The 13,328-nt window shown below is 61.8% G+C and carries 13 protein-coding genes; 5 read left to right on the top strand and 8 right to left on the bottom strand.

Going from position 1 to position 13,328, the window contains the following annotated elements:
• The first annotated feature begins 85 nt into the window (after window positions 1-85).
• Window positions 86-2,167, top strand: coding sequence for a hypothetical protein (locus ACODTA_RS25590; protein ID WP_066969931.1), 2,082 nt, complete (start codon window positions 86-88; stop codon window positions 2,165-2,167).
• 17 nt (window positions 2,168-2,184) lie between these two features.
• Window positions 2,185-3,282, top strand: coding sequence for a DUF4238 domain-containing protein (locus ACODTA_RS25595; RefSeq protein ID WP_066703447.1), 1,098 nt, complete (start codon window positions 2,185-2,187; stop codon window positions 3,280-3,282).
• Between the two features lie 78 nt (window positions 3,283-3,360).
• Here the strand turns inward: ACODTA_RS25595 and ACODTA_RS25600 are convergent, their stop codons facing one another.
• The 3 genes from ACODTA_RS25600 to ACODTA_RS25610 all read right to left on the bottom strand — a co-directional run bounded on the left by ACODTA_RS25600 (window position 3,361) and on the right by ACODTA_RS25610 (window position 5,874).
• Window positions 3,361-3,858, bottom strand: a complete 498-nt coding sequence (locus ACODTA_RS25600) for a GNAT family N-acetyltransferase (RefSeq protein ID WP_096367890.1) — start codon at window positions 3,856-3,858, stop codon at window positions 3,361-3,363.
• Window positions 3,859-3,937: 79 nt separating this feature from the next.
• A complete protein-coding gene (locus ACODTA_RS25605) occupies window positions 3,938-5,341 on the bottom strand; it encodes a HEPN domain-containing protein (RefSeq protein WP_066703444.1) in 1,404 nt (467 codons plus the stop codon).
• The gene (locus ACODTA_RS25610; RefSeq protein WP_066703440.1) at window positions 5,338-5,874 is read right to left on the bottom strand and encodes a hypothetical protein; all 537 of its coding nucleotides are present in this window, start codon (window positions 5,872-5,874) and stop codon (window positions 5,338-5,340) included. Before ACODTA_RS25610 ends, ACODTA_RS25605 begins: the two co-directional genes overlap by 4 nt.
• A gap of 13 nt (window positions 5,875-5,887) precedes the next feature.
• Between ACODTA_RS25610 and ACODTA_RS25615 the strand changes: the two genes are divergently transcribed.
• Window positions 5,888-6,916, top strand: coding sequence for a hypothetical protein (locus ACODTA_RS25615; RefSeq protein WP_233423699.1), 1,029 nt, complete (start codon window positions 5,888-5,890; stop codon window positions 6,914-6,916).
• 52 nt (window positions 6,917-6,968) lie between these two features.
• Window positions 6,969-7,745: a hypothetical protein gene (locus ACODTA_RS25620; protein ID WP_066703428.1), complete on the top strand. Its 777-nt coding sequence runs from the start codon at window positions 6,969-6,971 to the stop codon at window positions 7,743-7,745.
• Between the two features lie 4 nt (window positions 7,746-7,749).
• Here the strand turns inward: ACODTA_RS25620 and ACODTA_RS25625 are convergent, their stop codons facing one another.
• Entirely contained in the window at window positions 7,750-8,367 is a 618-nt protein-coding gene (locus ACODTA_RS25625; protein WP_066703426.1) for an SOS response-associated peptidase, read from the bottom strand.
• A 57-nt stretch (window positions 8,368-8,424) separates the two neighbouring features.
• On the opposite strand from ACODTA_RS25625, the gene ACODTA_RS25630 reads away from it, so the two are divergent.
• Window positions 8,425-8,946, top strand: coding sequence for an SOS response-associated peptidase family protein (locus ACODTA_RS25630; protein WP_066969933.1), 522 nt, complete (start codon window positions 8,425-8,427; stop codon window positions 8,944-8,946).
• On the opposite strand, the gene ACODTA_RS25635 is transcribed toward ACODTA_RS25630, so the two are convergent.
• The 4 genes from ACODTA_RS25635 to ACODTA_RS25650 form a co-directional block, all read right to left on the bottom strand.
• On the bottom strand, window positions 8,943-10,469 hold the full coding sequence (locus ACODTA_RS25635) for a hypothetical protein (RefSeq protein WP_066703424.1): 1,527 nt from the start codon (window positions 10,467-10,469) through the stop codon (window positions 8,943-8,945). The two genes, ACODTA_RS25630 and ACODTA_RS25635, sit on opposite strands and share 4 nt — an antisense overlap.
• A 109-nt stretch (window positions 10,470-10,578) precedes the next feature.
• Window positions 10,579-12,237, bottom strand: a complete 1,659-nt coding sequence (locus tag ACODTA_RS25640; protein ID WP_066703421.1) for a hypothetical protein — start codon at window positions 12,235-12,237, stop codon at window positions 10,579-10,581.
• A 177-nt stretch (window positions 12,238-12,414) separates the two neighbouring features.
• On the bottom strand, window positions 12,415-12,828 hold the full coding sequence (locus ACODTA_RS25645) for a hypothetical protein (RefSeq protein WP_228227682.1): 414 nt from the start codon (window positions 12,826-12,828) through the stop codon (window positions 12,415-12,417).
• Between the two features lie 268 nt (window positions 12,829-13,096).
• A complete protein-coding gene (locus ACODTA_RS25650) occupies window positions 13,097-13,297 on the bottom strand; it encodes a hypothetical protein (RefSeq protein WP_066703418.1) in 201 nt (66 codons plus the stop codon).
• Window positions 13,298-13,328: the final 31 nt, after the last annotated feature.

The raw sequence follows: 13,328 nt of genomic DNA on the forward strand, positions 1-13,328 counted from the left end.
ATCGTAGACCCTCACTCTCAGGAGTTAGGGCCTCCGACAATCCCGGGGCGGTTCAACACTGCTTGCGACACGGAATCAGACCGACATGATTGCCAAGCTGGGCCAATCGCCGCGGCCTGCGATGTCCAAGGCGATCGGCGCCGAGATCCGGTCCGCAATCGAGACGCTCGGCGGTCATATCGAAGCAAAACGCCGCCGCGAGGCGACCGTGACGCTCCTCGCGCTGTTGTACATCGATGCCGCCTATGTGGTGCCCCGCCTGCGCCGGGCAGGTGTGCTGCGTGCTTCGCGTTACGGCTACGCCGGCAATCTGATCGGCACCCTCGCCAAGACCGCACTCCAGATACGGCCGTTGTTGAACGCTCCAGAACGCGCTCGCTATTTCGAGTCCGTGATTGCGCTCAGCAAATTGGCCTCCAACGCGCGCGCGCTCTACGACGAAATCGTCAAAATCCTCGGGAGCCGGCGAGATTGCGTTCTCAAGACCCTGCTCGTGATTCTCAATAACCAGTTCTACCAGGGCTGGGTCGCCGACCCTTCGCAGCCGTCCTGGTCGCCTCGCCGCTACACCACGGAAGAATATGTAGACGGCGCCTCGCTGATCTTCTCGATCTATGCCTCGCTGTTCCCGATCACCGACGAATGCTGCAATCACGTCGATATTGCTGCCATCACGACGGACGCGGTGGTCTATGAACGACTGCTCCTCGCGGCCGTGCGCCTCACAAAATTCAAGGACGCGGAAACCCAGATTGATGGGTTGCCCTATCAAGCGACGCTCGAAGGCGAGACCGTCACAATCTCATCGATCGACCCGGACATAGAGCGCTCCGTCCGCTTGGGCTACATTCAGAGCGACAATCAAGCGATCATCCGGATCCACCGTTTCCGGAACTCAAACCCGCCGATGTCCATGAGTGACTTTCTCGACATGGGCTTTGAACGTGACGCCTTTCCCGGCTTGCTCGAACTCGCGGAAAAGCCGGTCAGACGCTATCGAATGATGCTGCCGACGGCGCCGGAAATCTTCTCGATCTTCGCTGGGGACCAGATGTTTCGCGAGGAGGTGGAGAGCCTCCTCCTCCTCGATGTCAACAACTTTGGGAACGTCAGCGATCTGATCGCCGATGTGAATGAGCATGTCACCACCACCGACATCTTCAAATTTCAGAGGTACTTCACCTTCCTGAGCGGTGTGTACCAAAGGGCCTTGGCGCGGATTGAGGACGAGGCCGAGCGCACATTCCTCACCTTCACGTCGACCGTCTTTGTGATGTCTCACGACAATCTCTTCATGCAGATGATGTTGATTTTTAGGAGCGAAGCAAAGGTGCGCTCCCTGATCGATCTGATGAAAATGACCATCAGCACCGGTCACATCGATCTGCAGTATCGACCGTTGATCGACCTCGGCGGCTACTACGTCATTGCCCCTCAGGTGCTGGCCGCCTCGAATCTCGTCCGTAACACCATCGTGGCCAACGGCCTGCGACCGATCGCACTCGGCCCCGAAGACCAGATGGTGAACGCAGTGATCGACGCGCTCAAATCCGCGGGGTTCAAGGTTGAATCCGGCGTGGAACTGCGTGCTGGCGGGCTCGATTTTGAACTCGACATCGTCGCCTGGCGCGATGGCCATCTGTTTTTCTTCGAATGCAAGAACGCCTACCACCCGTGCTCACCACACGAGATGCGCAACAGCTATGATCACATTAAGGTCGGGCGCGACCAGCTGGACAAGCGGCGGCGGGTCTTTTCGGAGACGACCCACAAGAGCCAATTGTTGAAGAAGCATGGCTGGGCGGTCGATCCGTCTGCCGAAGTCCACACCGGAATCGTCACCGCAAATCGTATCTTTCATGGTGCGGCCCTGAACGGCCATCCGGTTCGCCAGGCGCATGAACTCATCAATGTCCTGACCATGGGCAAGCTGAGCGGTGAGGAGCGCAGTCTGTCGATCTGGGCCGGAAGCGAATTCCATGCGCTCGATCTTGTGACCTATCTCGAGGGCGATTCCATCGCCGCCAAACAACTTGCGGCGCTCGACCCCACAGACTGGGAAGTCGCGATGGGATACAGGCGACTTACGCTCGCGACCTATGTCCTTGATCCTCTGAAACTTCAGGGGATCATGGAGGCAAGCTACCCGGCCGTTGAACACGCATGATGCGGACACGCCGATAGATGGCCGACAACAAGAACCAGCACTTCGTCCCTCGGGTCCACCTTCGGCCGTTCACGGTCAACGGAGAGGGGCTGGCGATCAACCTGTTCAATCTCGATCGCATGAAGGCCATTCCCAACGCACCCGTCAGGAATCAATGCTCGGGCGACTATTTCTACGGGCAAAACAAGCTTCTCGAGAACGCGATCAACTTCATCGAGGACCCTTATGGGCCGATCGTCCGCCACTTGTCCGATGGCGGCGCGGTCGGTTCAGCGGTCAAGGTCGTCCTCAAGCGGTTCATCTATCTCCAATACCTCCGGACGGAAGCCGCCTCGCTGAAAGCCAGTGAAATGGCGCTGGCGCTGCAAGATGTTCCTGGATCCGACCTTCCCGTGCCAACGGTGAAGGAGGCATCGAAGGAGGCCGTCCAGGCCGCGATGCTGAACTACAAGGACACGATGCGGATCGTCGACGATCTCACGCTTTGCATCGCGCGAAACCGGTCAGACCTCCCATTCTTCACCTCCGACGATCCGGCCATCCTGACCAACCGCCTGCATATTCAACGGCCGCGCAAGGGCCGACCGAGTTTCGGGGTAAAGACCGCTGGGGCCATCTTTTTCCTGCCGCTCTCACCTTCTCTCTGCGCAATCCTTTACGACGGGGCTGTCTACACCTCTGGCCACCGGGCGCACTGGATCGACATCGATCGGCACCAGGATATCGAGGCGCTCAACGCCCATCAGGTTCTTGGCTGCTGGGCCAACGTGTATTTCCGGGAATGGGGCGATCGCGATACAATTGCGTCGCAGGTAGAGGCCGGTAAACCCGGACGGCCTGCCACTCGGCAAACGGTGACCCAGGCCGTCCTCGAAAAGAGCGACGATTGGGGCGAATATTACGCCGTCAGGAAGCCCACCGATATCAGAAACGGGGAGAAGGTCCTTGTCCATGTAGCGACGAACCACCCAGCCCCTTCGACCTGGCCCTCATTTCTGCGCTTCCGCTCGAACGCGCACGCCTACTCGAATGACACCGGCGCCGGCTTGACCCGCCGATGGTGCCTTGAACAGGGATTCGTGCAGGGAAGCGGCTATCGAAAGATCTCGGTCTAGCGTGTGGGCGCCGATAGCGCGATTTCCGCTGACGCACCCGGCCCGGAACGCAGCGCAAGAAACAGCGAATAGGGCTCTCTACTCGCCGCCAAATGCGGGATGATATGTGACGATGCCGCTGTGGTGCTGCTGATCGAACGAGAGCCGCTGAAAAAACTCTGGCGGGGCTCCTGCTAACCGCAGGTCGGGATCGACGGCAAAGCCGAACCGGCGGTAGTAAGCGGGATCGCCGAGAACCACGCATCCTTTCGAGCCTTGCCGCTTCAGGTCGGTGAGACCTGCCTCGATCAGCGCACTGCCGACGCCCTCTCGTTGGCAATTTGGGTCAACCGACACGGGGCCAAGCCCAAACCACCCGTCGAGAATGCCGTCGATCATGACTGGGGAGAATGCGACATGGCCTACGATATTCCCACCGTTGGCAGCGACAAGCGAGATCGTCAGCGCACCCGCATTGCGCAGCCCATCAACGATTGAGGCCTCGTTGCCGTCACTGTGCTCCGCTGCGAGGAAAGCGGAAGTAGTTACGGCGCGGATAAATTCCTCGTCCGCAGGTTTCTCGGGTCGTATCTGCATCGGTATCATCATAGCAAAGTGTCGAAGGCCCTCAACGGTAGGGCGGCGGCCTATCGATAGGTTCAGCCTGACGAAGGTCTCATGCAATATCGCCCAACAGGTCGCCCATGGCGTTGTTCGAGGTCGGTGTCCAAGCCGTGAGCCGTTCGGCGATTGCACAGAAGCAGCGCGCGAAGGCGACCTGGCCGCGATGAATGTCAATCGCGTGGTCAGGCTCGCCCGTATGAACGATGGCGCTGCGGGCATAGTAGATCGCCAGAACGCTGGCCTGATAGTTCGCCACGCCTGGCACCCCTTTGATGCAAATCCCAATCCGGCGCCGCAGGCGCTCTGCAATCGCGGGGGCATATTGGTCCGTGAGCAGCGTCTCGAACGCCACCGCCAGCGCGACGATCGCCTCCGCCTCGTTCGCCCGGGCACTGAACGACTGCCGGAACCAGTCCAAGGCAGTGAGCAGACGGCGGTAAAGGCGGTTCTCCGGTTTCGAATGCGTGGCGATACTGACGTGACGAAAATAGCCTCGCTCCACCGTGTTCAACGCCTGCGTCACCTTCGCCGCAAGCCGCCGCATGCGGGACGTCGCCAGTGCGGTGGTGGAGAGCGTCGCGGCGACGTCAGAGAGCTTGGCCAGCTCGAGCTGGGAGACGTTCATGGGCACGCGGCGCGTGGACATCGGGCGGCCAGGGATCGCCTCACCGATCATATAATGGGCGATGTCGAGCGTCTCGAAATTGTTGACGAAGGACGAATTGCGGTGCCGGTCGAGCGGCCCGACTGCCTCCTGCGACAGGCTATGCAGCATCAGCAGGTTCGCCGCTGCCACCCTGATCTTGAGTGAATAGACGAACTGGTTCTCGTACATATCGCCAGTGAACGACGTGAGGCGGACCAGCATGAGCGGGTTCTTTCCGAACCACTTTGCCGAGTAAGCGAAGTGCCGGAAATCCGACTTGTCTATGCGCTGCTTCACGCCGAGCCCCCTTGCCATCCGCTCGATGCTGGCGACGGCCGCGTCGAACGAATTGCTCTGGGTACTCACGGCGAAGCCCGCGCTCCTGAAGATCGCCTCGGAGCGGAGCTTGCTGTCCTTCGCGAAGATCCGCGGCATCTCCATCCCGAAACCTGTCAGCGGATAGAGGACGAAGCCCGGCCTGTCGGCGCCTGCGGTCGCGAGCCCGGCGATGACCCGCGCGGGCACATCCCCGCCCCCATTCTTGGCGGTGTGCAGGATATAGTCGTCGAGCAGAGAGCGCCCGATGTAGAACTCGTTCGACCATAGCGTGCGCGCGATCGCCGCGCGGAGCTGCAGGATATGATGCTCGATCGCCTGGCGATCCTTGGCAGACAGCTTGGTTTCGTCCGTGACGAGATCGTCGATGCTGTCGAACTGGGTCAGCAGGTTGTGCTTGGCCTTCAGGAAATCGTCGGACTGTTTGAGCTTCTTGCCGAGCGTGACGGTCAGACCGCCGAGCGTCGAGGTCATTCGCCCCCCTCGCTCTTGCGGGACGCCTGCCATTCTCGCGCCGCCGCCTCGATGTCGAACCCTTCGATCGACAGGCCGACAATCGTGTTGATGAAGGCCTTCGCCTCGGCGATCACGGCTTCAGCCTCCTCGGGATTGCTGAAGGCTCCTTGGTGCACCACGGCATTGCGCACCGTGTTGATCTTCTCGGCCGACGCTTTGAGCGCCTTTCCGATCGGACTCTTGTCCGGCGTCTCGAAATAGATCGGAACGAACAGCCGAGTGACCTTTAGCGGAAGGCCATTGGCCCAACGCAGGAACATGTCGACGATGGTGTCATCGAATTCGGTCTTGCGGGCCCATTCCGTCCGAATGGCATAGTTGGCCGCGATCTCCGCTGCCGTGGCGCAACGGACGATCGCCGCAGATGGCTCTTCTCGAAGGTGCAGGCCGGATAATTTGGTCCATTGTGACTGCAATTTTTCGAGATCGGTGCGTTCGTTATAGGGCTTTGACGATTTCTCGCGATGTGCGTTGCTGTTTGCCTTAGCCATTTGCCCCCCAATTTTGCTGCCCGCCGCCCGATCAGGGCAAGCTCTTCAATATCTTTTCTACGATGAAGGTATAGCTTGCGATGCGGGCGGGCTGATCGGAATTGCCCTGCTTATAACGGGGGATTCCATGACCGCAGTTACGGCGGCGAACGTCTTTTACATCAAGCTGGGCCGGGGCGGTGACTGGGAGACGGAGAGCATCCGCGACGGCGTGCTGCGCTTTGGCTACCGCGAAGTGCCGCACGACCTTTGCGTGGCAGGCGACTGGCCCGGCGTTTGGGACGCGATGAAGGATCGTCGAGGGGACGCCGGCGCTGCAACTCGCGATGTGAAGCAAATCCGGGCATTTTACGAGAGCGACGAGGATACCATCTTCATCACCTTCGTCGGCGGCTTGCTCTATTGGTGTCGGCCGGTCGGCGAGATCGAGATCCTGCCCGACAACAGCCATCGCCGCGCGACCCTGGATGGCTGGCACAGCACGTCGGTCGGCGGCAGTCTGTTGACGGCTGACCGGCTGTCCGGGCGACTGCTCAAGGTCCAGATGTTCCGCGGGACGATCTGCGACGTGCGCGCGGCCGACTATCTGCTGCGCCGGTTGAGCGATGAGCTGTCACCGGAGGTCGCAGCGGCGGAAGAGGCGGAACGCGCCCTCACAGCGGCGATCATTCCCCTGATGCGACTGCTGACCTGGCAGGATTTCGAACTGCTGGTTGATCTGGTCTTCTCGAGTAGCGGATGGCGCCGGCTCAGCCAGGTCGGCCGGACCCAGAAAACGATCGACCTCGAACTCGTGCTTCCGAGCACTGCCGAACGCGCCTTCGTGCAAGTGAAATCTCAAGCCACTCGGGCAGCTCTCGACGACTATGTCGGCCGGCTGGCCGAAGCGGAGGCCTATGATCGCATGTTCTTCGTATGGCACACCGGCAACATCCCAGAGAATGAAGGCCCGGACGGGGTAATCCTACTCGGGCCGCAGCGCCTCGCGCGAATGGTCCTCGACGCAGGGCTGTCGTCCTGGCTCCGGGAGAAGGTCTCGTGAGCACTATCACCCCCGGACCGGCGCGATCACGGCCGGCGCGAAAGGACTGACCGTGGACTACGAACCCTATCCCGACGAGGTGGATGACGAGCCTCGATATCGTCCGGTGGCTGAGATCGGACAGGCCGAACTCTACGAAGCCCTGATGACCCTGGCAGGGTTCGGCGAGAATCCATTTTTGAGGATGCAGGCGAGCCAGCTGTGCCTGGTCGACAACATGCTCAATCACATCGAGCAGGAGATCCTTGAGCATCAGCTCGACGACGAACCGCCGCGCGGCCGGATGGCGCAGCTGTCGGCCCTGACACCCATGTGGATCTATGCGGCCTACGAACTGCTCCGCACCTGGCGCCAACGGTGCGAGGAGGTCATCAAGCTCGCGGAGAATGGCGGGATCAATCTCAAGGCCACCAACCTCGAACGCGATCTCGGCTACCGGCATTACGATAGGGAGCTGCGGGCCCAACAGCTTCGCGATGCTCAGGAGCGACCCGAACTCGTCGATCAGATGCGGATCGATCTACGCCGGACGGAAATGGGCTTCACCAGGCTGGAATTCCTGCGCGTTGCGCTCGCCAAGCATGAGGTGAGCAAAAAGGGAAACAAGAAGCCCATCGCCTTCGCGCCCGGGCTCGCCACCGTCGATCGCCATTGCGGATCGATGCAATATGAGCTCTCCAACGGTGGCTCGATCATCGACTATGTTACGCGGCGCGATATGGCTGAGACGATCCGCTATATCCCCGAGATGGAGAATCCGAGCGACGAGGATCTTGCTGGATTCAGGGTCTATATGAACCCGCCGGATGTCGAGCCCCCGGCGGCCTGAGACCTCAAAGCAGCGACGCTTGCGCCGCGGCCGGTGGATAGACCTGCAGCGGCAGGAGGCTGCCCTTCGGCAGGAGGCCAAGCACCTCCTCTGCTGGTACTGAGGGATCAAGCCAGTCGGCCCACCGGTCGCGCGGTAGCGGGATGATCTGACGGGAATGATAGGGCGCGACATCCTCGCCGGGCTCCATCGTCAGCATGGTGAACGCCTCGCCGATTTCCGGATGCGATCGCCAGATGCCGGCGATGCAGAACCAGGGATGGTCCTTCATCGTGAACAGCCATTTTGTCTTGCGCTTCTGGCCCGGTTCGAGCGGCGCCGTGAACTCATAGAAACCGTCGGCCGGAATGAGGCAGCGGTGCGAAGTGAACTCGCGGCCCTCGGAGCGGAAATTATAGACCGGCCGCCCATTCTGGCCAGGCCAGCTCCATCGCCGATTGACGAGCTCGCCCGATCCCCTGCCCTCGCCGCTGCGCACGATAGGCGCGACGTCGCTGATGTTGATGTCTGCGCGGGCCGCGACATTGGGCGTCCCTTCGGGCATTTTGATCTTGATCTTGAGGTCGTCGAAATCCTCAACGATCGAGGCGATATCGACCTCCAGGCGATAATCATTGCACATCGGTCATCCGTTCCACTGGTCCTTGCGACTCATCGTCGTTCTATATATGTTCTTGTCATGGCGACGCCAACACCGTTCGACTCCGAGGCCCCCCTCGAAAAGCTCTTGCCCATCATCCGGCGAAATCCGGACGATATGCAAGAAATGGAAATGGTCGAGGCCCGGTGGGGCTCCAATCCACGCTTCAGCGGCGGGGCCTCCTTCCGCTTCGTGCGCTCGGAGGGCCAGATCTTCCCCAGCCAGCGCTGTCTGGTGCCCGCCTCGGAATTCCACATGACCGTTAGCGGCGGCAAGCAGTATCGGGTGCGGCTCGAAGACGGCAATTTCTTCTATCTCGCGGCGATCTGGGAGCCGGCCATGGCAGAGTGGCCCCTGTCCTTCCGGGTCATCACCGTCGCGGCCAATCCTGAAGTCAGCCACTATCAGGATCGACACGATGCCATCATCCTGCGCCGGCAACGCATGCAATGGCTCGACCACCTGCTCCCAGAGATCGACCTTCTCGAAACACCGCCGGCCCGCACCTTCATCGTCGAGGAAATAAACGGCGGCCCGAGGCAGAAGAGGCTTGCCGTCTAGTCCGGGATCTGGATTTCCATCGCCGCCATCTGAGCGATCAGCTCTGCCCTGGTGATCCGAACATCAAAGCGCCATTCAAGGAGCCGCACACCGTGGCGAGCCAGCAGCGCGCGCTTTTTCTCGTCGCGGAATTGCGTGAGCTTGAACCCCTCTTCGCCGCCGAAGAGCGTCACGGGCGCGTAGTGCTGCTGCCCCTGATACTCGATGGCGAGGCCCAGCTCCGGCACATGGATATCGACGGACTGCATGCCGAGGAACGCCGGGCGCCATTGATGGACCGCGGAGGGCCATAGGGTTCGAACCAGATCGAGCAGCGCCACCTCGGACACCCAGCCCCGTCCGATCTCGGGAATCGACCTCTCGCGGCGGAACGCCTCTTCGGCAGCGACCATGGCGGTCGCAAAGAACGCGGATGCCCCGGTGTCGGCGGCCCCGATGTTGATGGAGAAAATCCGGCCGCGCCGCGCACCGTGGTTCGTGAACTGCGCCATATGACGCCGATAGGCGGCCCAATCCGAAGCGGGCGGCATGGGCGGTATCATGGTCGACCCGAAATCCGGCCGAAGCCTGATCATTTCCTCCAGGACAGGCGGCTCCAGCGTGAATTGCGCATCGAGATGGCCCAGGAATGCCTCGAATTCCTCCAGCAGACGCCCCGCAATGAGCGATGATTCCGCATGTTTGCGCGCCAGTACGCGAATATCCTGCGCGCGCAGCGGCGATCCTGTCAGGAATCTGAGATAGATGACCTCGTCGAACAGAGGCTCACGATCGCGGCCGGGCACCGCCTCGACCAGCGTAAGTGCCTCGTCGAGCCGATCAGCCTGTGTGAGTTCAAGAACGCGCTGCCAATGCGGATCGGGATCCCAAGGTTCGCCATCGACATCCGGAAGATCACCTGGGAGGCCGGTGCCGTCAGCGCCACGCCATTGGTCGCCAAGCAGGCGTGCCTGCAATCCGTAACTCCGGGCCCGTTGATTGTCTTCCCATACGCGGGCAGTCGGCAAGGCTGGATCGAGGGGATTGGGCGTCCAGGACTGACCTTGGGCGATTCCATCGGGCCGCATCACATAGCCGATGTCGAATCCCGCGGCGGCGTAATCAGCCATGGCGAGATCGCCGATAGCTTCAACGATGCGCTCGAACAGCCGGACCTGATCCTGACGGACCCCGATCGAGAGCAGGACGCGGCCACGCGCCGAGATCTGCCGGAAGATGCCCGGCGCATGGACGGAAAGCTTAACGGCGCGTTGCCGCCGGATCCCCGGCCCTTCGAGGAAGTGAATGCGATGGGTAATGTCGTCGGGGAAGTCGGGATAGCTCAACGGCACCGGCTCCACCGCCTTGGGCACCCGCTTCTTGGGCGGCGCCTCCGGTCCATATTCTGTCAGCAGCTCACCGCAGAGCGCCGATAGTCGAGTGAAATGAACGGCCGTTGCCGAGCCTGCCGCGCGTTTCCCTGCGAGCGTCGCGTAGAGTTTCTGCCACTTTGCCAGGTCCTTTCGATAGAATTCGCGGGACATCCGGCTGCGCAACGTATCCTCATGGAGCTTGGCTGCCTCACGGAACGCCTGAAGACCGGCATCTCCCTCTTCCGGTGACGGGGGCTTGAGCTCCACAGCGCGCACCCGGTCAGTCGAACGACGGCGAGCCGTCGGCCCAGCCCGACGCCTGCCAGCGGATATTGAATTGCTCCTGCAGCTGCGGCTGCATCGGCGCGGCTAGATCGGTCACCTGAAGCTCAGGCAGGAACAGCTCGGGCTTTCGGATCTTGCGACCGCCACCGCGGGCGCGCGTCAACTGGACGTCTTCCACTCCCCGGAATGCGATGGAAACGAGGCCGGAACCGGCCAGGCCCACGTCGGCGAGCACGGCGGCAAGACGCTCGAGATGGGCGGCGATCGATGCTTCCAGCTCGCGACCATTCACCAGGATCTCGGGATCATCGTCGATCCGGGCGCCGATCATCGCCTCGAATTCAATCAGGCCGGGTCGAACAAGGCGCGTGCGCCACCGGGTCTCCGGGTTATTTTCGGTCTGAATGAGCGGCAGGCCATAGCTCCACCATTGGCGCTCATCCGAATCTGACTGAACCCGGACCTGGCTGTCAGGCGGAAAGCGGAGCGCCGCAGCGAGGACGGTCTTTGGATCGAGAGCCGGCCGATCCATCGCAGCGAGCGGCACAATGCGCAGCGTCATGCTGGGCATGGCGACGATCTCGGGAAGCCCTCCTCGCATCCGGTCCGCCGCCAGCTCTGAAATCGCGGTCCGCGCGGCCTCCCAGCGGGGATCCACCTGCGGCGCCGTTGGCGCCGGCGGCGCGACACGAATTCGGGAGCGCCCAACCTTCTCGAACGCATCTATCGCGCCGATCAGCGTTCCGGCGCGCGCATTGAGTTCCCGGATCGCATCCAGGGTGACCTGCTGCGTGCCGTGCCGCACGTCATAGTCGGTCTTCGGCCAGACCATGTTGGGGTTCCGGTCCATCACATGGATGCGCTCATAGACCAGCTCCATGAGAGAGGTGTTCGCCGCGCGAAGCGCCATGGCGGCCTCCTGTAGCGCGGTGTCCTCGAAATCGAAGGCAGCGCCCGCCCAGGTAGCAGCCATATCATCGAGGGGATCGAGTGCCTTGCGCGGATAGGGCGTCCCGAAATTATGCTCGCGCAGGAACTGGCGCAGCAGCTCCGGGATTTGCTGGCGATACCGCTGCAACAGCTCAACATCATGAGGGTGAGGTTCGGCCGGCGGCGCAGCCGCCATAAGAACCTCGTCGTCGAGAATCAGGCGAAGAGCGCTCTCCAGATCCTTCTGAAGCCCTGCCCGCGCCGCCTGGCGCTCCTCGTCGGTCGCGTCGGCCGGACAGTGGAAGAGGATCGGCCGTTTGAAATGGGTGAGGTCGAACGGAAGAGGATGCTCGTCGGGATGGCCCATCGCTGTGTTCATGACGCCGATCATCCTGCCCCACCCGCGCGATTTTAGCGCCCAGCCATGCTCGAGCAGGACATTGGGGTTGGGCGAGAGCTGGCCCTTGGCGCGCGTGGCAACGTGCGTGAGGTCGGACAGGAAGGCGACCGCCCGGTCGATCTTTCCGAAGATGGTGTCCGCGAGCGGCGGCATGCCCGGCACATTCACAGTGTCGCGATCGGCGCGAAGCTCACGATCGGCGGGATCAACGTCGGCGTCCGCATTGACGGTTCGAATGGCGCGGTCCAGCGCCCACTGAATCAAGCCGCGACCGATCCGGTTCTCCGTGTCGCTTTGCCAGGAATAGAAGATTTGGTGCGGCATTCAGGTAGCGATTCTCGTCGTTATGGTGGTCGCCCTCGCTAACATGCCTGCCTGGCCCAAGCATCATGGACGCACTTTCCCTCGTCGAATGATTGTCATCAATGACACTCTACCAGGCGTTTCGGGGTAAAGTGTCATTGATGGCATCTTAGGTTCTGGTGGGGCGGGCCGCCCCGGTCAAAGCGGCGCTGGTCGAGAGCCCATCATCCGCGTCTCCAGATTGCCGCCGGGCCGACGATGCAGGTCGATGACGTGACCCATCGTCGGCGTGAACTCTATCAGACTGGCCACCGTCTCGTAGGATGTGTTCGGCCCGAAATAGCGCCTCGCGCCGTGCCACTTCCGCCCCTCGATCAGGCGGACCCGGTACGTACCCGCAGGCACCGGCAGGGACACCCGGTCATTGGCGGCAACATAGATCGACAGTGCATGGGCGTTCGTATCCGGGTCCACCAATTGCACCACCGTGTTGGAATCGGCTGCCTCGATCGTGAGATTGCTGCGTTTGATCAGACCGATAACATTGGCCCCAACCGTAACCGACCCGCTCCGGAAACGGCTGCGCCGGCTCGAGATCAGGAATCCAGCCATGACGCTGCGCGTCCCCATAGAATGGGATCAGGATCAGCAGCAGGCTCAGCACCGGCAGGGCGAAACGGACAGCGATCGCCGCCGCAGACGGTTGTCGGCGATATCGCTGGTGGCGCGGATCAAGCCAGGCCGCCTCGATCCGCCCCCTACCCTCGTTCCATCTCGTCCGGTTGGCGCGCTGTCTGTGGCGCGCTCGCATATAGTCGCGATCATCGATGCCCATTGGACAGCCGCCTCCTGCCGAATGTCCGGGCCGCCGACGTCCGGATCAAAACCAACCGCCCTTGCGGCCTTCGCCCGCGTCACGAAGGTTTCGGCCGTCGATGGCGGAGCGGCGGATCTCCAGCTCGACCTCATCACCCTTGCGCCGGGTGCGGAAGTCCGCATTGCTGAGGCCGTTGCGCCGGGCATAGTCCTCGGCGGCCTTCTCGCTGCCGAACTTGCCGCCTTCGTCAAAATCCCATGCCATCGTCACTCTCCTTGCTTTCAGCCGGCACCGC

Source organism: Sphingomonas sp. FG14 (genome assembly GCF_057809675.1).

What these genes read in the sequence shown, in the direction of transcription:
- ACODTA_RS25590 (WP_066969931.1), top strand. Translation starts at nt 86, where the DNA reads ATGATTGCCAAGCTGGGCCAATCGCCGCGGCCTGCGATGTCCAAGGCG.
- ACODTA_RS25595 (WP_066703447.1), top strand. Translation starts at nt 2,185, where the DNA reads ATGGCCGACAACAAGAACCAGCACTTCGTCCCTCGGGTCCACCTTCGG.
- ACODTA_RS25600 (WP_096367890.1), bottom strand. Translation starts at nt 3,858, where the DNA reads ATGCAGATACGACCCGAGAAACCTGCGGACGAGGAATTTATCCGCGCC.
- ACODTA_RS25605 (WP_066703444.1), bottom strand. Translation starts at nt 5,341, where the DNA reads ATGACCTCGACGCTCGGCGGTCTGACCGTCACGCTCGGCAAGAAGCTC.
- ACODTA_RS25610 (WP_066703440.1), bottom strand. Translation starts at nt 5,874, where the DNA reads ATGGCTAAGGCAAACAGCAACGCACATCGCGAGAAATCGTCAAAGCCC.
- ACODTA_RS25625 (WP_066703426.1), bottom strand. Translation starts at nt 8,367, where the DNA reads ATGTGCAATGATTATCGCCTGGAGGTCGATATCGCCTCGATCGTTGAG.
- ACODTA_RS25630 (WP_066969933.1), top strand. Translation starts at nt 8,425, where the DNA reads ATGGCGACGCCAACACCGTTCGACTCCGAGGCCCCCCTCGAAAAGCTC.
- ACODTA_RS25635 (WP_066703424.1), bottom strand. Translation starts at nt 10,469, where the DNA reads ATGTCCCGCGAATTCTATCGAAAGGACCTGGCAAAGTGGCAGAAACTC.
- ACODTA_RS25640 (WP_066703421.1), bottom strand. Translation starts at nt 12,237, where the DNA reads ATGCCGCACCAAATCTTCTATTCCTGGCAAAGCGACACGGAGAACCGG.
- ACODTA_RS25645 (WP_228227682.1), bottom strand. Translation starts at nt 12,828, where the DNA reads ATGGCTGGATTCCTGATCTCGAGCCGGCGCAGCCGTTTCCGGAGCGGG.
- ACODTA_RS25650 (WP_066703418.1), bottom strand. Translation starts at nt 13,297, where the DNA reads ATGGCATGGGATTTTGACGAAGGCGGCAAGTTCGGCAGCGAGAAGGCC.